This is a genomic window from Amycolatopsis sp. VS8301801F10 (genome assembly GCF_046195355.1).
Lineage (GTDB): Bacteria > Actinomycetota > Actinomycetes > Mycobacteriales > Pseudonocardiaceae > Amycolatopsis.
Map to the genome: position 1 here is coordinate 1,278,857 of NZ_CP176065.1, position 20,140 is coordinate 1,298,996.

Consider the following 20,140-nt stretch of genomic DNA (forward strand, 5'->3'; position numbering starts at 1 on the left):
GACGCATTGACCGTCGCCATGCCGACAGATAAGGGGGGCCCTGGTGTCCTGGCAGGAGGAGCTGCGCCGGCTGGACGAGGAGCTCGCGTCAGGGCGACTGTCCGCGGACGACTATCGCATCCGGCGTGATCAGGTGCTGTCCTCGGCCGTCGGCCAGCAGGACCAGCCCGCTCCGCCGCCGCCGAGCCAGAGCGCGGACTCGACCCAGGTGATCGCCCCGGTCAGCCCGCCCGGAGGGGTGCCGCAGCCGCCGCAGGCCCCGCAGCAGCCGCCCGCCGACGGCGGCGCCGAGCGCACCCAGGTCGTGCAGTCGTGGCAGACCCAGCAGCCGCCCGCGGACGCCGGTCCCGAACGCACCCAGGTCGTGCAGCCGCAGCAGCACCAGCCGCAGGCGCACTATTCCCCGCCCGGCGGGTTCCCGCAGGGCACGGCCTCGCCGCCGGCGGGCTTCCCGCAGCAGCAGCCGTGGAACGCGGCCGAAAGCGACCAGACCCCGCCGTGGGGCGGCGGCGATCTTCCGCCGCTCGGCCCGTCCGGGGGCGACTCCGAATGGGTCCGCCAGGGCCCGGAGTACTTCAGCGACAAGCCGAAGAAGAGCAATGGCAAGAAGATCGGCGCGATCGTCGGCGCGGTCATCGTGCTGGCCGGCATCGCGTTCGGCGCGTACTGGCTGTGGGGCCGCGACAGCGGAGGCGGCGGCACCCAGCAGACCACCGCGCAGCACTCGCAGAGTTCGGCCGCGCCGAAGCCGCCGGACCCGCTCGGCGTCGCGAGCATGCCGGGCAAGGCCGAGACGCACGACGACGTCACGTCGTTCTCGCAGGTCGACACCCTGAAGTACCTCAACCCGCAGGAACTGAGCGCCTACCAGGCGGCGGGCGCGTCGAAGGTCAAGTTCGTCGTGTACCACCTCGACGACGGCAACCTGATCACGCTGTTCCTCGCGCAGGCCAGCAGCCCGGCCGCGGCCAAGACCGCGGCCGAGAAGCTGATGGAGGTCCAGGTCACGAACGGGGCCAAGCGCGACACCACCGCGCCGAACGGCGTTTACGCCACCGCGATCGACCCGAAGGAAGGCCAGTCGGCCCAGTCCCGAGGGCACTACGCGCACGGGAACGTGATCGTCCGCGTCGAGGTGTCCGGCAAGGTCGCCGACCAGACGAAGACCGACTTCACCACCGCGCTGAACCAGCAGCTCACGGTGCTGACCGCCGATGCCTGAGCCCGGTACCACCGCCTGCACGATCGTCGCCCGCAACTACGTGCCGGCCGCGCGCGTGCTGGCCCGCTCCTACCTCGAGCACCATCCGGGCGGCCGCTTCGTCATCGCGGTCATCGACGCCCCCCGCGATCAGTCGGACCGGGCCGGCGACGGGCTCACCGTCGTCGGCCCGGCCGCGTTCGGCATCGACGAGGACGACTACCTGCGGATGGCGACCGCGTACTCGGTCACCGAACTCGCCACGTCGGTCAAGCCGTATCTGCTGCGCGAGCTGCTGAAGGAGTCCGAGGCCGCGATCTACCTCGACCCGGACATCGAGCTGTTCGCGCCGATCCCCGAGGTCGCCGAACTCGCCCGCGAGCACGACATCGTGCTCGCGCCGCATTTCCTGACCCCGTTGCCGCAGGACGGCCTGGAGCCGGACGACGCGGTGATCATGGGCACCGGGATGTTCAACCTCGGCTTCATCGGCGTCGGCCGCGGCGCCGGGCCGTTCCTCGACTTCTGGGCGGGCCGGCTGCGCCACGACGCGATCGTCGCGCCCGAGCAGCAGCTGTTCACCGACCAGCGCTGGGTCGACCAGGTGCCGTCGCTGTTCCGGCACCACGTCGTCACCGACCCCGGATTCGACGTCGCCTACTGGAACCTCCACGAGCGGCCGATCGGGCGCGCCGAGGACGGCACCCTCACCGCGGGCGGCGCGAAACTGCGGTTCTTCCACTTCAGCGGCTACCGGCCGGAGAAGCCGTGGCTGCTCAGCTTCCACTGCGCACGCAAGCCGCGCGTGCTGCTGTCGCACAACGACGACCTTCGGGCCATCTGCGATTCGTACGGCACGAAGCTGCGCGAAGCGGGGTACGCCGAGTCGCTCGACTCGATTCCGTACGGCTTCAAGGACTTCCAGGACGGCACCCCGGTGCCGAAGCTCGCGCGGCGCGTGTTCCGCGAGGGCTGGATCAAGGCGGAGCGCAAGAAGAAGCCCGCGCCGCCGCACGCGTACGGCGAGGACGGCGGGCAGGCGCTGCGCGAATGGCTCGCCACCCCGGAGGACCAGGGCCAGGCCGCGGCCGGGTTGAACCGGCTGACGCACGCGATCTGGGCGTCGCGGATCGACCTGCAGATGGCGTTCCCGCATCCCTACGGCGACGACGCCGAGGCGTTCCGGCACTGGTGCGCCGGGTCCGGCGTCTCCGAGGCCGGCCTGCCGGAGTGGGCGCTGCCGTCCGAACCGGTCGCGACCCGTCCGCCGCACGACGAGTTCGGCGTGAACCTGCTCGGTTACCTGACCGCGGAGCTGGGGCTCGGCGAGATGGGCCGGATCGTGCTCGAAGCGATCGAGACCGGCGGCGTCCCGGTGGTCACGGTGCTGGAGGAGAAGGCGGTTTCGAACCGCACCGGAATCGAGCGGCCGGCGACGGTCGGCGACCCGCGGTTCCCGGTCAGCGTGTTCGCGGTGAACGCGGACCAGACCCGCACGATCCTGACCAACCACCCCGAGGTCGGAGCCGGCCGCTACCGGATCGGGCTGTGGGCGTGGGAACTCGAGGATTTCCCGCAGTGGCAGCACGAAGCGTTCGGGATGCTCGACGAGGTCTGGACGGTCAGCGACTTCTGCCGCCAGGCGTTCGCCGCGCATTCGACCATTCCGGTCAAGACGATCCCGGTGCCGGTGCGCGATCCGGGTGAGCCGTCCCCGCCCGCACGCGAAAAGGGCGAGCCGGTGCGGTTCCTGTTCGCGTTCGACTTCAACAGCGTCGCGGAGCGCAAAAACCCTTGGGGCGCGGTCGAAGCGTTCCAACGCGCGTTCCCGGGCCGCGAGGACGTCCGGCTCACCGTCAAGGCGATCAACGCGAAGCTGCACCCGCAGGCCGCCGAACGGCTGCGCGCGGTGGTCCGCGGAGACGACCGGATCGAGCTGATCGAGCGCTACCTCAGCGTCGCCGAACTGCACGAGCTGTACGAGACCAGCACCGCGTACGTTTCGCTGCACCGCAGCGAGGGCTTCGGGCTCACCGTCGCCGAGGCGATGGCGCGCGCGATGCCGGTGATCTCGACGGATTACTCCAGCACCACGGAATTCCTCGACGCGTCCACCGGCTGGCCGATCCCGTACCGGCTGGTGCCGGTCGGCGAGGGCAACTACCCGTACCACGCCGACGCGGTCTGGGCCGATCCCGATCTGGACGCCGCCGCGGCCGCGATGGTGCAGATCGCCGACGACCCGGCCGAGGCGACCGCCCGCGGCAAGCGGGCGCGCGAGGTCATCCTGCGCGAACGGTCGATGGCGACCGCGGCCGAGTGGATGCGGCGGGAGCTGGAGCAGGCGCACCAGACGTGGCAGGAGCGGCAGCGCGCCGCGGCACCGCCGCCGGAGCACCCGCTGAGCCCGCTGCAGCAGGCGACCGAAGCGTTGCGCTGGCGTCCGGAAGCGGACACGCCGTCGCGGCTGCCGCTGGCGCCCGCGCTGCGCAAGGCCGTGCTGCGCGCGATCGACCACTACGACGTGCACCAGCGCCACGTGATGGGCGCGCTGCTCGCGGCCACCGAGGACAGCAACCGGCGGTTGCTGGACCGGATCGAAGCGCTGGAACGCAACATCGACGAATCGCGCCGGGCCGCGCTGTCCACGCGCACGCTCGGCGAACGGCTCGAAGCGTTGCGCGGCACGGTCAACGAGTTGCGCCACCAGGCCCCGGAAACGGCTCTCGCGCTGCGCAATCTCGAAGCGGACGTGGCGAAGCTGGCCGAGGGTTACGACGGCGTCGGCGCGGAGGTCGAAGCCGCGGCGGGGACCGTGCACAAGATGTTCGCGCGCCGCGACGAACGGCTCGACGCCGACGAGAAGGCCATCCAGCGGGTGACCCTCGACGTCAGCGCGATGCGCGACGCGGCCCGGCTCCGGCACGCGCCGGTGCCGCGCGGGGCGGACGTCGTCCAGTGCGACGTCGGCGCGCTGCTGATGCCGGTCGACGAGGTCATGCTCCCGTGGATCCTGTTCCACCGGTCCTGGGAGGACAGCGAAGCCGAGCTGATGGCGTCGCTGGCCAACGGCGCGTTCCTCGACATCGGCGCACACGTCGGCTACCACACGCTGCGGCTGCTGCGGGCCACTCCGGAAGTGACCCGGGTGATCGCGGTGGAGGCCGATCCGGTCAACGCCTCGTACCTGCGCCGCAACGTCGAGGTCAACCTGCCTCCGGCGGCGGGCGAGCTGGTCACCGTGGTCGAATCGGCCGCGTGGGACGAGCCCGGCACCGTGCACCTGGCGCAGGCCACCCCGGGCAACAGCGGCGACAACCGCGTCACCACCGACGGTTCCGGCGTCGAGGTCCCGGCGGTGCGGCTGGATTCCGTGCCCGAGGTGACCGAACAGCGGATCAGCCTGGTGAAGGTCGACCTGCAGGGCCGCGACCATCGCGCGCTGGCGGGGCTGGCCGAGGTGCTGCGCCGCGACCGGCCGCACGTCGTGTGCGAGTTCGACCCGGGCGCGATCGCCGAGCTGGGCGACGACCCGGCCGCCGTGCTCGCCGGGTACCGCGCGCTCGGTTACACGCCGAAGGTGGTCACCGACGACGGTCCGGCCGACCAGGTGCTCGAAGACTCGGCGATCATCGCCGCGGCCAAGGCGGACGAGAAGGAATTCGTCACGCTCTGGCTGGCACCCTGACCTGATCGCGCACGTGGCGGCTCAGGGCGCCACGTGCGCGATGGTCAGCAGGAACGCGCCGTACCAAGCGCTTCCGATCGTGATCACCGGCAGCAGCACCGCCAGTACCCGGTTCGGCAGCTTCGCCAGCAGGAGCGCGACCGGCACGGTCAGCACGAACGCCGGCAGCAGAAACCGCGGGCGGGACTGGAAGAAGTTCGAGGAGCACAGCGCGATCACCACGGTGAGCGTGCCGTAGATCTGCCACGGCAACGGCAGCCGCGTCGCCCAGGTCCAGAACTGCAACATCACCGCGGCGAGCACGACGAGCGCGGTCACGGTGATCCAGCTCGCCTCGTCCGAGGTCAGGCCATCGCGGACCTGGAGCCAGGTGAAGACGCCGAAATCGAAGCGCATCCGCCAGGCGGTCTGCAGCCAGAACCAGCCGTCCGGACGGCCGGTCTGGATCCAGACGTAGCCGAGGTAGCCCAGCAGGCCGAGCGGCGCGAGCAGCCCGCCGACCCACGGCCGCCAGCCGTCGCGACGCTGGAAAACGGCGATGAGCGCGGCGATGCCGACCGCGGCGATCAACGCGCCGGAACTGGCCCGGGTCAGCCCGGCCAGCACCGCGAGTCCGCCGGCGGCCAGCCATTCGCGGCGGGAGAGCAGGACGAACGTCCAGGCCACGAGGGCCATCAGCAGCGCTTCCGAATACGCCAGGTGCAGTGCCGTCGACCCCGGCGCGATCGACCACAGCACGGCGACCAGCAGTCCCACGCGCGGTCCGGCCAGGTCGCGGCCCAGCACGAACAGGCCCCACGCCGCCGCGCATCCGGCCAGCAGCGAGATCGTCATCCCGGCCGCCAGCGGCGGGATCCCGACCAGCGTCAGCAGCGCCACCGTCGCCGGGTACAGCGGGAAGAACACCAGGCTGTTCTCGACCGGAAGCCCGTCGACGCCGATCGTGATCGGCTGGTCGTAGCCGTGCTGCGCGACCGTGACGAACCAGTTGGCGTCGAAATCGTCGATGAACCGGCCTGGCGACACGTCGGCCTTCCAGCTCATCATCCACAGCACGCCGAACGCGACGAGCTGGAACAGCAGGTACAGGCTGATCGCCGGGGCGGCTTGGCGGAAAGCGGCGCGCAGGGTCGGCGGACGCTCGACGGCCCCGTCGAGACTGGACTGCTGCACGCTCCCCGAACTCCTGAGCTACTTCGTGAAAAACGGACGAATTTCTGTCTGATCGTACCTGCCGGCTACATAATCCGAGGCCAGAACGGGTGTTGTGACGAATCCCGCGCCGGCCGCCAATTGCGGGGAGTACGCCCGGGCCGGGGGTACGAGGCGGTAACCTTCACGAGGTTGCCGGTAGCGGAAGACGGGGGTGAGCACGCTGGCCGAGCCGAATTCCGCTGCTCTGGCCGAACCGTCGCCCGCACTGCCGAAGAAGACCCGGATCGTCTTCATCGACATCGGCCGCGGCCTCGGCGCGCTGCTGGTTTTCTACAGCCACATCGCCCATCCGTGGGTCATCGCGAAGAACGACAAAGCCCCGTACATCGACTTCATCGAGGCGCTCACGAGCGACCCGATGCACATGGCGAAGCAGGGCATCGGGCAGATCGCGGTGCCGTTCTTCTTCCTGGTCAGCGGTTTCGTCGTGACGCCGATCGCGCTGCGCCAGGGTACCGGGCGATTCGCGCTCAACCGGTTCATCCGGGTGTACGCGCCGATGCTGTTCGTGGTGGCACTGACGGCATTCCTGCTGCTGGTGAACCTGCACCCGCCGTCGACCGGCCAGGCGCAGACGCTGAACCCGCTCACCGTCTTCACCAACACCACGCTGGCCAACTACCTGATCTATCCGCAGGTCGTGCTGGTGCCGGTGGCCTGGACGATGATCGTCGAGGTCATCTTCTACCTGCTGCTGATGGCGGTGCTGCCGCTGCTGCGCCGGTGGGTGTGGCTCGCGATCGCGGTCGAGCTGACGTTCATTTTCGTGGTGATGATGAGCCGCTCGCAGCTCGGGCCGTCGTGGTCGCTGTTCGCGGTGAACGTCTCGTACCTGCCCGCGATGGTGATCGGCCAGATCATCTGGGCGACGACCAAGAAGCAGATCCCGCTCTGGACCGGCGCGCTGTACGGCGGCTGCGCGTGGTCGCTGTACGTGCTGGCGGACGTGATCAACGTCGGCCGCGTGGACAGCTCGTACAACCTCGCGCTGGCGTTCGCGGTCACCTGCTTCCTGATGGGCATGTTCGCCGAGGACCGGCTGAAGCAGCGCAAGATCTGGACCATGCTGTCCGAGCGCAGCTATTCGATCTACCTGCTGCACATGCTGGTCACGTTCGTGCTGCTGCAGCTGCTGCGCCCGGCGGTGCCGCTGCCGATCGCGCTGCTGATCGTGATCCCGGCGGTGTTCGGCGTGGTCGAATTCAGCTACCGGTTCGTGGAGCGGCCGAGCCACTCGCTGGCGCGGCGGTTGTCGCACCGGCCGAAGCCGCCTCCGCCCGCGCCGGAACCGCCCGCGCCGCAGGTGGAACCGCCGGTCGAAACGCCGGGGGAAGAGACTCAGTACGTGGACGCCGCCGAGGTGACCACCGAGATCCCGAAGATTCCCGCCGAACCGCTGCCGCCGCGTCGTCCGGCGCCTCGGCCGCGTCCGGTGCCGAACGGGCAGCTGCCGAAGAACGGCGCTCCGCTGCCGAACGACGCTCCGTGGGTCGGCCAGCCGCGCGGGATGGCCCCTCGCGCGAACGGCGGCGCGCATCGGGCGCGTCCGGTCACCGAATCCGGCGTCGACCGCACCGCCGAACCGCCGGTGCGCCGCGCGATGCCGCCGCGCAGGCGTCCGTCAGCTCCGCCGGAGCTGCGCTACCAGCCGGACCAGGAAAACCAGGGCCAGCGCGGCGACCAGGACGATTTCCCACGCCACCCGAACTCCTTCCGCCACACCCCTCGCTGAGAGGTGATGCTCTTCCGGTAGGGCGCTCGAAGGTGGGAGGGCGTTCACCGACACGGCGTAAGTCACACTCCCGGCTTAGCTCACTCGTGCGAGGGCTCGTGAGTGGCTATGCCGGTTCTAACCGGCATAGCCACTCACGAGGACGAGCCGCCGCGCGGGGTGACGAGGCCGGATTCGTAGGCGAGCACCACCAGCTGGGCCCGGTCGCGAGCGCCGATCTTGGTCATGATGCGACTGACGTGCGTCCGCGCGGTCGCCGTGGAGATCACCAGGTGGGCGGCGATTTCGTCGTTCGACAATCCGCCCGCGACCAGCGCCAGCACCTCACGTTCGCGTTCGGTCACCTCGCGCACGGCGGAGGTGTCGATCCGCCGGTGCTCGGGCCGTCCGACGATCTCGGCGATCAACCGGCGCGTGACCGTCGGCGCGAGCAGCGCCTCCCCCGCCGCGACGACGCGCAGCGCGTGCAGAAGTTCGACCGGCTCGGTGTCCTTCAGCAGGAAGCCGCTGGCCCCGGCGCGGAGTGCCTCGTAGACGTACTCGTCGACGTCGAAGGTGGTCAGGACCAGCACTTTCACCCCGCCGAGGTCCGGGTGCGAGGTGATTCGCCGGGTCGCTTCGAGGCCGTCGGTGCCGGGCATCCGGATGTCCATCACGACGATGTCGGGCCGGTGCTCGACCGCTTGCGCGACGGCCTGCTCGCCGTCGCTCGCCTCGCCGGCCACCTCGAAGCCGTCCTCGGTGTCCAGCAGCAACCGAAATCCGGCGCGGACCAGGGCCTGGTCGTCGGCCAGCACGACGCGGATGGTCATTTCTCCCCCTCCACGGGCAATTCCGCCCGCACCTGGAAACCCTGCCCGGTAACGCTCGCCTCGACACTGCCGCCGAGCGCCGTCGCCCGTTCCCGCATGCCGCGCAGACCGTGCCCGGGCGTCGGCTGGACGGTGCCGTGGCCGTCGTCGCGCACGAGCAGGACCAGCGTGCCCGGTTCGCGCTCGAAGCGGACCTCGACGCGCTGTGCCCCGTCGGCATGCCGGACGACGTTGGTCAGCGACTCCTGCAGGATCCGATACGCCGCGCCGTCCACCGGTGCGGGCAGGTCGCCAGCTTCGCCGTGCAACTCGACTTCCAACCCGGCGGCCCGCGCGTGGTCAAGCAGCTCCTCGACCTGCGCGAGGCTCGGCGCGGGCGCACGGTTCTCGCCGGAACGCAGCACGGCGAGCGTCGCGCGGAGGTCGTTGAGCGCGGACGCGCTGGCCGCCTTGATGTTGAGCAGCGCCTCTTTCGCCTGCTCCGGCCGCCGATCCGCGACGTGCGCCGCGACGCCCGCCTGAACGTTGATCATCGCGAGGCTGTGTGCGACAACGTCGTGCACCTCGCGGGCGATGCGAAGCCGCTCCTGCTCAGCCATCCGGTGCCGATGCTCGTCCGCCTGCTCACGCCGGGCGGCGACGGCCGCGAACTGGAACCGGACCGCCGTCGCGATGCCGATCACGGCGGCCATCCAGACCACGGCGAACAGCGCCCAAGCACTGACCGCAAACGTTTGCTTCAGAACGACGTGGACGAGGTACGCCGCCACGAGAACAGCTCCGCCGGTGCTCCCGGCGACCACCGGGCCGTGCCGCCGCGTGAGCACGAAGAGCGCCACGGTGGGGACGATGATCACCGGGCCGCCGGGTTCCGGCGACAGGTAGTACGCGTACGCGGAGGCCGCGGTGAGCACGAAGAGCGGCAGCGGGTACCGGTGCACGAGCAGCAAGGTGAGCACGGTCGCGGCCAGCCACGCGGCACCGAGCGCGCTCAACGGGTGCGAGGCGTGCTGCCAGCGGCCGGACGCGCTGGAGCCGCCGAGCACGAAGGCGAGCACCACGAAGGTCCGGAACACCCGCCCGAACCACGGGTTCTGCGCCCGCCACCAGTAGTGCATGCAGCGAAAGCTACCGGGGAAGGTCGGCGGCCGCGTCCGTCGTGAAGCGCGGGATCGGGCTACGCGTGGCGCGGTATGTCGAGAGCGCTTGTCCGGCTCCGTTCACTAGGTAAACGACAGAAACGGAGACGGTGATGGGCGAGGTAGTGGCGGGGGCGAGCATGTCGCTGGACGGGTTCGTGGCCGGACCGGGCGAATCCGGGTTCGATCTGCTCTTCGGCTGGATGGGCGGCGGTTCCGAGGAGGTGCCGACCGCACAGCCGGACCGCGTGCTGCGCATGTCCCCGGCGAGCGCCAAGGTGCTGCGCGCGCAGCTGGAATCGACCGGGGCGTTGCTCGTCGGACGGCGGCTGTTCGACATGACCTCAGGTTGGGGCGGGACGCATCCCTTCGGCGGGCCAGTGGTCGTGGTGACGCATCGAGCGCCTGCCGGGTGGGAGGACTCACCGTTCACCTTCGTCACCGAGGGCATCGAGGCCGCGGTGGCGCGCGCGAAGGAGCTGGCTGGCGGCCGCGACGTCGGGGTGAACGCGGGCGAGATGGCCCGGCAATGCCTGGAAGCCGGGCTTCTCGACGCGGTGCGGATTGATCTGGTGCCGGTACTGCTCGGCGGCGGAGTGCCGCTGTTCGGCGAGTTCGGGCTCGACCCGGTGCGCCTCGGTACGCCGGACGTCACCGTCGGCGAGGGCGTGACGCACCTGCGCTATCCGGTCGCGGGCACGAACTCGCGCAGTTTCTCCAGCGTCTCGGCGTTGCCCGGGGTGTAGACCGACATCCGGATCTCCGAGCGGCGGCCCGCGTAGAGGTAGGTGAAATCGAACGTCAGCAGGCCCGCTTCCGGGTGCAGGTAGCGCTTGCTCTTGGCCTGCTCGGTGTTCACGTCGTGGCGCTCCCACAGCTCCGCGAAGCACGGCGACTCCGCTTTCAGCCGTTTGACCAGCGACTTCCAGCCCGGCTCGGCCATGTGCTCGGCCATCGCGGCGCGGAAGGACGAGACCATCCGCGGCACGTTCTGTTCCCAGTCGACCATCCGCTCTTTCCACTCGGGATTGAGCAGGCACTGGACGAGCGTGTTGCGTTCCTCGTACGGGATCTTGTCGACGCCGCCCATCAGCCAGTCGTAACCGGCGTTGTGGCCGAGCACGTCGAAGCGCGCGTTGCGGACCGCGACCGGGAACGGCTCCAGCTGGACCATCATGTCCTGCATCGACGGGGTGATCGCGGAGCAGTTCTTCTTCTCCGGCACCGGCTGCGGCGCACCGGCCAGGGTGAACAGGTGCACGTGCTCGTGCGGGTCGAGCCGCAGCGTGCGGGAGATCGCGCTGAGCACCTGCTCGGACGCGTTGATGTCGCGGCCCTGTTCGAGCCACGTGTACCAGGTGACCCCCACCCCGGCGAGCTGCGCGACCTCCTCGCGGCGCAGCCCCGGCGTGCGCCTGCGGCCGCCGAGCGGCAGGCCGACCTGCTCCGGCGTGATGCGCCCGCGCCGGTTGCGCAGGAACTCTCCCAGTTCGGTCCGGCGGAGCCGGTCTTCGATGCCACTGGTCACGAATACCAGGTAAGCACGGCTTCGACCCTGTTACCAGGTAGTCCCAGTACCAGGATAAAAGCACACCTGGTACCAGGGTCTGGCGCGGCGGAACGTAGCACTCATGACGACTACCACCACCGCCCCGGCATCGGTCACCGCCGCCGCCGGGACGCCGGAGAGGACGGGCCTCTCGTCCGCCGGCTTGATCACCGTGCTGCTGGGGGCAGCGCTGCCGATCATCGACTTCTTCATCGTCAACGTCGCACTGCCCACGATCGATGCCGATCTGCACGCGTCGACCGCGACCCTCGAACTCGTCGTCGCGGGCTACGGCATCGCGTACGCGGTGCTGCTCGTGCTCGGCGGACGGCTCGGCGACACTTTCGGCCGCCGCAAGCTCTTCCTGCTCGGCCTGACGTTGTTCACGCTCACCTCGCTGGCCTGCGGGGTCGCCCCGGACGCCGCCACGCTGGTCATCGCCCGCGTCGCCCAAGGCGCGGCTTCGGCGATGCTGCTGCCGCAAGTGCTGTCGATCATCCAGGCCGGCACGTCCGGCGAACGCCGCTCGCGCGCGATCGGTCTCTTCGGCGCGACCGGCGGCATCGCCACCGTGGTCGGCCAGCTGCTCGGCGGCGCACTGGTCGCGGCCAACGTCTGGGACCTGAGCTGGCGGCCGATCTTCCTGGTCAACGTGCCGATCGGGGTCATCGGGCTGCTGCTCGCGCGCCGCACGGTGCCAGACAGCCGGGCGAGCAACCCGCTCGGCGTCGACCGCTGGGGCACCGTGCTGCTGGCCGTTTCGCTGCTGTCGCTGCTGATCCCGATCATGGAGGGCCGTGCGCTCGGCTGGCCGTGGTGGAGCATCGCGCTGCTGGTGGTCTTCCCGTTCGCGGCGTACGGCTTCGCCCGCGTCGAGCGGAATCTCGAGGCCGCGGGCGGCACCCCGCTGCTGCCGCCGGCCCTGCTGCGCACCGCGAGCTTGCGGCACGGCCTGACCGTCGCGGTGCCGTTCTTCTGCACCTTCGGCTCGTTCATGTTCGTCTACGCGGTGACCCTGCAGAACGGCCTGCACCTCGGCCCGCTCGGCGCTGGACTCGCCCTGACCCCGATGGCGGTCGCGTACTTCACGACTTCCCTGGTCAGCAGCCGTCTCGTCGCCCGGTTCGGCCGCAAGATCGTGCCGATCGGCGGGCTGATCCTCACCGTCGGGCTGATCGCGCTCGCCGGAACCGCGCTGCTGGACTGGCCCGACCTGTCGATCTGGCAGCTGGCCCCGGCGATGGTGCTGATCGGCGTCGGCAACGGGCTCGCGATGAGCACGCTGTTCCGGGTCGTGCTGTCCCGGGTGCCCGCGGATCTGGCCGGGGTCGGCGGCGGCGTGCTGACCACGACCCAGCAGACGTCGCTGGCACTGGGCGTCGCGGTGCTGGGCAGCCTCTTCGCCAGCCTGAGCGTGCCCGGCGCGATGGGGTACCAGGGGGCGTTCGTGCTGGTCATCGGGATTCTTGCGGCCTTGGCAGTCTTGGTCAGCGGGCTGGCGCGCAAGCTCCCCGACCCGCGCTGAGAATTCGCCCGACGGAAAACTCCGCTCCCGGACGACGATGGAGATGTGACGGAACCTCGGGTGCAGCCAGACCCGGCCTTCGCGCTGCTCGGCCTCTACGAGAAGGCCCTGCCGGAGGTCTATGGCTACCTGCTCGCGAGGTGCGGCGACCGCGTGCTGGCGGAGGAACTGACGTCGGAGACGTTCCTCGGCGCGGTCGCCGCTTGCCGCAAGGAGCACGCGCCGCCGGTGAGCACGCCCTGGTTGATCGGGGTGGCCCGGCACAAGCTGGCCGATCATTGGCGGCGCGCCGAACGGGAACAGCGCGGGCTGCGGCTCGTGCACGACGCCGAGGACGACGTCGAGGATCCCTGGGACGAGCAGCTCGACGCCCTGCGTGCACGGCAGGTGCTCGAATCTCTGACGGTCTCGCACCGGGCGGTGCTCACCCTGCGGTACGTCGACGGCCTGCCGGTGCGCGACGTCGCCGCGCATCTGGGCCGGACCATCCATGCGACAGAGGCGTTGCTGACGCGGGCCAAAACCGCGTTCCGCCGCGGCTACCAGGAGAAGGAGGGACGTGATGGCTGAACCGTTCGACGCGCTCGCGCTGCCCTCGACTCCAGCCGACCCCGACCCGGCCTTCGCCGAGCAGCTGCGGGACGACCTCCGCCGCCTGATCCTGAACGGAGCGGAGATGACCACCACCGAAACGGCCGAAGTAGGTGCGCTCACGCCGTACCTCGCGGTGACCGACGCCCGGGCCGCGCTCGACTTCTACGTCGAGGTCTTCGGGGCACAACGCCGGTCCGAGCCGATCGTGATGGACGACGGCCGGATCGGGCACGCCGAGGTCGCCATCGGCGGCAGCGTGCTGATGCTCGCCGAGGAGTTCCCGGAAATGGGCAACGTCGTCGCCCCCGAGGGCGGCGCGATGGTGCGGGTCGAGGTGCCCGACCCTCGGCGCGCGGCGCAGCGGGCGGTGGAACTGGGCGCGGAACTGCTGCGTCCGGTCGAGGACCGCGGCCACGGACTGCACGGTGCGATCAAAGACCCGTACGGCCAGCGGTGGCTGGTCGCGCAGGCCGCGCCGCGCGCGAAGGCACCCGAGGAGCGCACGTACCAGCACGGCGAGGCCGGGTACTTCACCTTCCAGGTACCCGACGACGCCCGGGCCAAGGCGTTTTACGGCGCGGTGCTCGGCTGGCAGTTCAGCCAGGGCAGCCTGCCGACCGCGTGGCGCATCGAAGGCCACGGCCTGCCCGGCGGGCTGTGGGGCGGACCGGAACTGCAGGCCGGCTGGAAGCTGATGTTCGCCGTCGATGACCTCGAAGCCGCGCTCGACCGGGTGCGCGAGGCGGGCGGCCGGGCCGGCGAAGTGGAGAATCCGCCGTACGGCCGAACGGCGGATTGTGCCGACGACCAGGGGATCGAATTCTGGCTGTGGGAACAGCCACGCACGTGACCTCGGCCAAAACCCCGGCGGCAAACCAGCCGCCGGGGCGCACACTCGAGAGATGGCCGCGCACTGGACGCCCCGTGACGAAGCCGAGCTGACCGCCGGCTGGCAGCTCTGGCTCGCCCTGGGCTCGTGCGCCTGGCCGGGACCGGATTGGGACGGCACGCCCGCCGAAGCCGTCCGCGGCCTGGAACGGTGCTTCACCACGTGCGACGAGATTCTCGCCGCGTACGACCAGCCGGACTCCGCGGTCGCCGGGCTGGTGCGCTCGATGCTGCTGGCCGCCAACTGGACGCTCGAATTGTGGCGCGACGACGCGGACCCGCTCGATTCCGAACGGGCCGCGTTGCTGCACGCCGACCTGGCCGCGTTCTCCGACCACGCGGAGAGCGTGCGGACCTTGCTGGCCGCGGGCGGCGGGTGGGCCTCGCTTCCGCTGTGACGCACCCCGCCGTCCGTCCATAAAGGACTTACCAGCTCGACGGCCGCTTGCGCTCCGGCTCGTACGGCTGCGTGATGACCTCGATCCCGTTCCCGCCCGGGTCAAGGAAATACACGCCGCGGCCGCCGTGGTTGTGGTTGATCTCGCCGACCTGCTCGCCCATCGGATCGGCGTGGTAGGCGACCCCGGTTTCCTTCAACCGCAGGAAAAACGCGTCGAAGTCGTCCTCGGGGATGAGGAAACAGTAGTGCTGCAGCTTGCGATCGGCGTCCGGCACGGTGGCGAAGTCGAGCCGCACGCCATTGCTGGTTTCCACCGGGATGAACGGTCCCCACTCCTGCCCGATCTCGAAACCCAGCAGGTGCGCGAAGAATTCGGCGGATTCGCGGTTGTCCCGGGACGGGACCATCAGATGATTCAGTTCAAGAGAAACAGACACGAAGCAATGCCTCCAGAAGGCATCCCAGCACCTCCATGCCTCACCCAGCCGGTGACCGACACGCGATGCCGCCGGAAAGCATAGCGCGGCGGAGGCGGATCTCCAATCAGGAAACGGGAACCCGGCGCCGGGCCGCGCGCGGACGGCCGACGCCCTGCCAGGACAGCCCGGCGTCGAGAATCATCCCGGGGTCGAGCAGATTGCGGGTGTCGACGACGTCGTCGCCCTCCATCGCGTCCGCCATCGCCACCCAGTCGAGATTGCGGAACTCGGCCCATTCGGTCAGCACCACAACGACATCCGCGTCCTTGGCCACCTGGTACGGATCGTCCACGACGGTCATCCCGGCGATGCCGCCGGACACCGCCGGGTCGTACGCGGTGATTTCCGCGCCGAGCGCGCCCAGCACCGAAGACACCGCCAGCGCGGGAGAATCGCGCAGATCGTTCGTACCCGCTTTGAACGCCAGGCCCAGCACGCCGATCCGCGCGCCGGCCAGCGTTCCGCCGCAGGCGCCCGCGATCTTCGCCACGACGCGGTCGCGCTGGGCGATGTTCTCGTCGATCGCCGAGGTCAGCATCCGGAAGTCGTAGTCGACCGATTCGGCGACCTTGACCAGCGCGCTGGTGTCCTTGGGCAGGCACGAACCGCCCCAGCCCGGGCCGGGTTTGAGGAAGGTGCGGCCGATCCGCCGGTCGTAGCCCATGCCTTCGGTGACCAGGTCGATGTCCGCGCCGAGCCGTTCGCAGAGTTCGGCGATCGAGTTCACATAGGACAGTTTGAGCGCGAGGAAGCAGTTCGCCGCGTATTTGACCAGTTCCGCGCTCGCCGCGTCGGCGACCACGACCGGTGCGGCGAGATCGCCGTACAGCTGCCCGACCCACGCGGCGGCGGCCCGCGAATCCGAGCCGACCACGATCCGGTCCGGGTTCAGGAAGTCTTGCACCGCAGTGCCTTCGCGCAGGAATTCCGGATTGGAGACCACCGGCACGTCGTCCCGGCCGACCATCGCGGCGATCCGTTTCGCGGTGCCGACCGGCACCGTCGACTTGGTGATCAGCGCGCAGCCGGGCGGCAGCACGTCGCCGATCTCGGCGGTCACCGCCTCCACCGCGCGCAAATCCGCGGACCCGCCCGCACCCATCGGCGTCGGCACGCAGAGGAACACGCCATCGGCGCCGCGAACGGCTTCCCGCGCGCCGACGACGAACGACAGCCGCCCGTTCGCCAGTCCGCGGGCGACCAATTCGGCCAGTCCTGGTTCGAGGATGTCCACCCGGCCCGCCGACAGCCGGTTCACTTTCGCCACGTCCACGTCCACACAGGTGACGCGGTGCCCGAGGCTCGCGAGACAAGCCCCCGTGGTCAATCCGACGTATCCCGTCCCTACCACCACGATCCGAGCTGAGCTCATGACGCTGAAGGTGACAGCCGGAGTTGACCTCAGCGCTAACGGAAGCGGTCGCGGCCGAATACTCCTCGCGACGAGAAGCGGGTGAGGCGGCACACTCCGGCACGGGTGCGAACGAGCGTTAACCTGGGCGCGGAGGTGCACCGCGGCACCGAGAGCAGGAGGAAGGCTGAAGATGCAGATCACCGACACCGCAGCGCTCGTCACGGGTGGCGCGTCCGGGCTCGGCGGCGCGACCGCCAAGGCACTGGCCGCGAAAGGCGCGCGAGTGTTCGCCCTCGACCTCGCGCCCTCGATCGAGAAGGCCGAGCGGATCGACGGCGTCACCTACGTCGAGGCCGACGTGACCGACCCGGACCAGGTGCAGGCCGCCGTCGACACCGCGGCCGGCTCCGGCGCACCGCTGCGCACGGTGGTCAACTGCGCGGGCATCGGCCCGTCCGCGCGCATTCTGTCCCGCAAGGGCAGGCACGACCTCGGCCTGTACGCGAAGGTCATCCAGATCAACCTGATCGGCACGTTCAACGTGCTCACCATCGCCTCCGAGGCGATCGCGAAGACCGAGCCGCTGGCCGACGACGCACGCGGCGTCATCATCAACACCGCGTCCGTCGCCGCCTTCGACGGCCAGATCGGGCAGGTGGCGTACGCGTCGTCCAAGGGCGGCGTGGTCGGGATGACGCTGCCCGCCGCGCGCGACCTCGCCTCGCACGGCATCCGCGTGCTGACGATCGCCCCCGGCATCGTCGACACCCCGATGCTCGCCACCGTCAGCGAAGAATTCCGCGCCGGGCTCGCCGCCGGGGTGCCGTTCCCGAAGCGGCTGGCGCGGCCGGACGAGTACGCGCAGCTCGCCCTGTCGCTGATCGACCACGACTACCTCAACGGCGAGGTCGTCCGGATGGACGGCTCGCTGCGGATGGCCCCGCGCTGACCTTCCCGTCGAGTGGCTGTGCCGACCCCTCAGCGGCACAGCCACCCGTCCGGGTCAGTCCTTGCGCATCCGCACTTCGAGGCCGATCCCGTCCGGGGTCACCTCGCAGGTGCGGAACTTGCTCTCCGCGACGGTCGCGGTGAACTGCTCCGGGGTGTACGCCCGCCGCCGCAGGCCGCGGAGCGTGCGGACGGTGGCGAACGTGGCCACCGGACCGAGATTCATCCGCGCGACCTCAGCGTCCAGCTCCGCGTCCGTGGTGCTCTTGCTCAGGTCCTGGACGAGCGCGACACCGCCCGGCCGCAGCACCCGGTGCATTTCGTCGAGCGCGTCCACCGGGTCGGCGAAGTTCTTGAACGCCGCCTGGCAGATCAGGAAGTCGAACGAGCCGTCCGCGAACGGCATCGCCGCCACGTCGCCGCGGCGGAAGTCCACCTCGACGCCCTGCTCCCGCGCGTACTCCTTGGCCAGCCGCACGAACGTCCGGCTGACGTCCAGCCCGGTCACCGCGCACCGCCCGGTGCGGGCCAGCTCCACCGCGAAGAACCCCGGACCGGGCGCGACCTCGAGCACGTCGGAGCCTTCGGCCAGCTCCGAAACCAGCATCTCGGCGGATTCGCGGTACTGCACGAGCTGCGGTTCGGTTCCCCGCCCGCGCGCGTACGCCCGGGCGACCGGCCCCTCCATCTCCGGCAGCAGTTTCGTGCGATGACGTTTGACCTGGGTGTTCCCCATGATTTCTCCCTGTTCGGTCGGTGCCGAACCGGTGGACGCGAGAGGGTGGCCCGTATCCTGGTCGACGCAGCCTGAGGACAGGGTTTCCGCGCTCGCGGTTTCCGGTTCGACGGTTCCGGTCCCGGCGGCGGTGTGCCAGCACCTCCTCCGGGACCTTTTTATTCGCCTTCGTTCGCCACGAAGGCGGCCATGTCGGGCAGCTCCCCGGTTTCCCGGTAGCGCCGCCATTCCTCGACCCCCGGTATCGCGCCGGTGGCCAGCTCCTCGCGCAGCCCGCGGACCCATTCGGCCTCCGCGCGCCACATCGCCAGTTGGTACTCCGCCTCGAGAAGGACCAGCCGCGGCAGCTCGGCCCGCATCTTCGCCAGCGCCTCGACCCGCTCGCCGATCATCCGCTCCAGCTCGCCGACCCGGTGCTCCAGCTCCCGGTCGACGACCTCCGGGGTGAGCGCGAGCATCACCGACAGCCCGGTGTGGAACCGCGTCGGCTCCTCCTCCGGCACGGCGAGCAGCTCGGCGATCCAGTCCTCCATCTCGGCCTGGCCCGCCTCGGTGATCCGGTACACGGTCCGCTCCGGCCGCGCGCCCTCCCGCACGTTCTCGACCGCTTCGAGGAAACCGTGCTTCTCGAGGTTGCCGACGACCGTGTAGAGCGAGCCCCATTTGATCTTCAGGTCGCCCTCTTTGCCGCGTTCCCGCAGGAGAGTGGCGACTTCGTACGGATGCATCGGCCGCTCGAACACCGTGGCCAGCACGGCGAGGCCCAGCAAGTTGGCCACCTTCCGCCGCTTCATGCGCTGCCTTCCTCGTAAGCGAGTACTCGCCGACGAGTATAGCGGAACCCGGCTGAGCTGCGTTTTCTTCTCCTCCGGCAACCCGTCCGGGCGCAGAGGAGAAAATCTACTGTCGCTGGGGTAGACATTCGGTTGCGGAGATGGGTAATCTTCTCCTCGTAAGCGCAAAGACAATGTCGATCAGGCACGGGAGATGACGAACTGCCCGTGAAGTGAACGCAAGTGCAGGAACCGCACTGGCAAGCCAAGCAGTGCGGAACGGTCAGGTGGCCGGAGCCGATGCTGGACCGGGCTCCGGGCAGTGACCAGCGGCGTTACGGGTGCTGGGGCCGAGCAGGGAAAGGGTTCCAGCCGGTGACGGCGCAGGCAGTCGCAGTACCGAAAGTGCAGTACCGCAAGAAGAGTGCAACACCGCAAGAAGAAACACCGGAAAGAAGGGAACGGTCACATCATTGGATCGCCCGCGGCGGCGGAGCAGGAGTGCCGCGCGGGTACCGCAGTCCCATCCGATTGGCAGGTGGTTCTCGGTTACGAATCAGCGATCTCCGCGCGGAATGTCCGGTGAACGGACCCCGCGGATGCCAGAGGCCGGCTTCACGGCCGGTTGACAATGATGGAACCCAACCCTGGGACCCCGGGTGCCGCGCGGCATCCGGGGTCCCTTGTGATGTGGAGGTGGAATGACCCCTGACCCACGCGATGCCCCGGCCGCCGGTTCACCCGGGGCCGACAAGTTCGACGACGACGAATACCCCGCTTACACCATGGGCCGGGCCGCCGAGATGCTCGGCACCAGCCAGAACTTCCTGCGCAGCCTGGACGAGGCCGGCCTGATCGAGCCGCAGCGCTCGTCCGGAGGGCATCGCCGCTACTCCCGCCAGCAGTTGCGCCTCGCCGCACGCGTGCGAGAACTGGTCGACCAGGGCACGGCCGTCGACGCCGCCTGCCGCATCGTCGCCCTCGAGGACCAGCTCCACGAGGCCCAGCGCCAGAACGAGGAACTGCGCTCCGCCGATTAACCTTCCGCCGGGTCAAGTGTGCTGACCGGACACCGCGGCACACTCCCGGCTCCCTCGGCCCCGCCCC

The 20,140-nt window shown here is 70.1% G+C and carries 18 protein-coding genes; 10 read left to right on the forward strand and 8 right to left on the reverse strand.

Annotated features, from left to right (window positions below; genetic code table 11):
- Nucleotides 1–43: 43 nt before the first annotated feature.
- Both F9C11_RS06225 and F9C11_RS06230 read left to right on the forward strand, forming a co-directional pair.
- Entirely contained in the window at nt 44–1,222 is a 1,179-nt protein-coding gene (locus tag F9C11_RS06225; RefSeq protein ID WP_409183948.1) for a hypothetical protein, read from the forward strand.
- Nucleotides 1,215–4,889 (forward strand): FkbM family methyltransferase, encoded by a 3,675-nt coding sequence (locus F9C11_RS06230; protein ID WP_409183949.1) that lies wholly within the window; start codon nt 1,215–1,217, stop codon nt 4,887–4,889. Before F9C11_RS06225 ends, F9C11_RS06230 begins: the two co-directional genes overlap by 8 nt.
- A 21-nt stretch (nt 4,890–4,910) precedes the next feature.
- Here F9C11_RS06230 and F9C11_RS06235 read toward each other — a convergent pair whose 3' ends face one another.
- A complete protein-coding gene (locus F9C11_RS06235) occupies nt 4,911–6,062 on the reverse strand; it encodes a hypothetical protein (protein WP_409183950.1) in 1,152 nt (383 codons plus the stop codon).
- Between the two features lie 193 nt (nt 6,063–6,255).
- Here F9C11_RS06235 and F9C11_RS06240 point away from each other — a divergent pair, with 193 nt between their 5' ends.
- Entirely contained in the window at nt 6,256–7,836 is a 1,581-nt protein-coding gene (locus F9C11_RS06240; RefSeq protein WP_409183951.1) for an acyltransferase family protein, read from the forward strand.
- A gap of 134 nt (nt 7,837–7,970) precedes the next feature.
- Here F9C11_RS06240 and F9C11_RS06245 read toward each other — a convergent pair whose 3' ends face one another.
- Both F9C11_RS06245 and F9C11_RS06250 read right to left on the reverse strand, forming a co-directional pair.
- Nucleotides 7,971–8,648: a response regulator gene (locus F9C11_RS06245; RefSeq protein ID WP_409183952.1), complete on the reverse strand. Its 678-nt coding sequence runs from the start codon at nt 8,646–8,648 to the stop codon at nt 7,971–7,973.
- Nucleotides 8,645–9,766, reverse strand: a complete 1,122-nt coding sequence (locus F9C11_RS06250; RefSeq protein ID WP_409183953.1) for a sensor histidine kinase — start codon at nt 9,764–9,766, stop codon at nt 8,645–8,647. The genes F9C11_RS06245 and F9C11_RS06250 overlap by 4 nt, the downstream gene beginning before the upstream one ends.
- Nucleotides 9,767–9,900: 134 nt before the next feature.
- On the opposite strand from F9C11_RS06250, the gene F9C11_RS06255 reads away from it, so the two are divergent.
- A complete protein-coding gene (locus F9C11_RS06255) occupies nt 9,901–10,533 on the forward strand; it encodes a dihydrofolate reductase family protein (protein ID WP_409183954.1) in 633 nt (210 codons plus the stop codon).
- Here the strand turns inward: F9C11_RS06255 and F9C11_RS06260 are convergent.
- Nucleotides 10,470–11,315 (reverse strand): helix-turn-helix transcriptional regulator, encoded by an 846-nt coding sequence (locus F9C11_RS06260; RefSeq protein ID WP_409183955.1) that lies wholly within the window; start codon nt 11,313–11,315, stop codon nt 10,470–10,472. The two genes, F9C11_RS06255 and F9C11_RS06260, sit on opposite strands and share 64 nt — an antisense overlap.
- A gap of 103 nt (nt 11,316–11,418) precedes the next feature.
- On the opposite strand from F9C11_RS06260, the gene F9C11_RS06265 reads away from it, so the two are divergent.
- The 4 genes from F9C11_RS06265 to F9C11_RS06280 are packed head-to-tail and all read left to right on the forward strand — an operon-like array spanning nt 11,419 to nt 14,741.
- Nucleotides 11,419–12,861: an MFS transporter gene (locus tag F9C11_RS06265; RefSeq protein ID WP_409183956.1), complete on the forward strand. Its 1,443-nt coding sequence runs from the start codon at nt 11,419–11,421 to the stop codon at nt 12,859–12,861.
- A 45-nt stretch (nt 12,862–12,906) separates the two neighbouring features.
- Nucleotides 12,907–13,431: an RNA polymerase sigma factor gene (locus F9C11_RS06270; protein WP_409183957.1), complete on the forward strand. Its 525-nt coding sequence runs from the start codon at nt 12,907–12,909 to the stop codon at nt 13,429–13,431.
- Complete coding sequence (locus F9C11_RS06275) at nt 13,424–14,305, forward strand: VOC family protein (RefSeq protein ID WP_409183958.1); 882 nt, start codon at nt 13,424–13,426, stop codon at nt 14,303–14,305. The genes F9C11_RS06270 and F9C11_RS06275 overlap by 8 nt, the downstream gene beginning before the upstream one ends.
- A gap of 52 nt (nt 14,306–14,357) precedes the next feature.
- Nucleotides 14,358–14,741, forward strand: coding sequence for a hypothetical protein (locus F9C11_RS06280; protein ID WP_409183959.1), 384 nt, complete (start codon nt 14,358–14,360; stop codon nt 14,739–14,741).
- Nucleotides 14,742–14,769: 28 nt separating this feature from the next.
- On the opposite strand, the gene F9C11_RS06285 is transcribed toward F9C11_RS06280, so the two are convergent.
- The gene (locus F9C11_RS06285) at nt 14,770–15,150 is read right to left on the reverse strand and encodes a VOC family protein (protein WP_409183960.1); all 381 of its coding nucleotides are present in this window, start codon (nt 15,148–15,150) and stop codon (nt 14,770–14,772) included.
- Nucleotides 15,151–15,286: 136 nt separating this feature from the next.
- Complete coding sequence (locus F9C11_RS06290) at nt 15,287–16,594, reverse strand: UDP-glucose dehydrogenase family protein (RefSeq protein ID WP_409183961.1); 1,308 nt, start codon at nt 16,592–16,594, stop codon at nt 15,287–15,289.
- A 172-nt stretch (nt 16,595–16,766) separates the two neighbouring features.
- Between F9C11_RS06290 and F9C11_RS06295 the strand changes: the two genes are divergently transcribed.
- Nucleotides 16,767–17,525, forward strand: a complete 759-nt coding sequence (locus F9C11_RS06295; protein WP_409183962.1) for an SDR family NAD(P)-dependent oxidoreductase — start codon at nt 16,767–16,769, stop codon at nt 17,523–17,525.
- Between the two features lie 54 nt (nt 17,526–17,579).
- On the opposite strand, the gene F9C11_RS06300 is transcribed toward F9C11_RS06295, so the two are convergent.
- Complete coding sequence (locus F9C11_RS06300) at nt 17,580–18,260, reverse strand: class I SAM-dependent methyltransferase (protein ID WP_409183963.1); 681 nt, start codon at nt 18,258–18,260, stop codon at nt 17,580–17,582.
- Nucleotides 18,261–18,418: 158 nt separating this feature from the next.
- Nucleotides 18,419–19,054 (reverse strand): PadR family transcriptional regulator, encoded by a 636-nt coding sequence (locus F9C11_RS06305; RefSeq protein ID WP_409183964.1) that lies wholly within the window; start codon nt 19,052–19,054, stop codon nt 18,419–18,421.
- A gap of 680 nt (nt 19,055–19,734) precedes the next feature.
- Here F9C11_RS06305 and F9C11_RS06310 point away from each other — a divergent pair.
- Nucleotides 19,735–20,073: a MerR family transcriptional regulator gene (locus tag F9C11_RS06310; protein ID WP_409183965.1), complete on the forward strand. Its 339-nt coding sequence runs from the start codon at nt 19,735–19,737 to the stop codon at nt 20,071–20,073.
- The last annotated feature ends 67 nt before the right edge of the window (nt 20,074–20,140 follow it).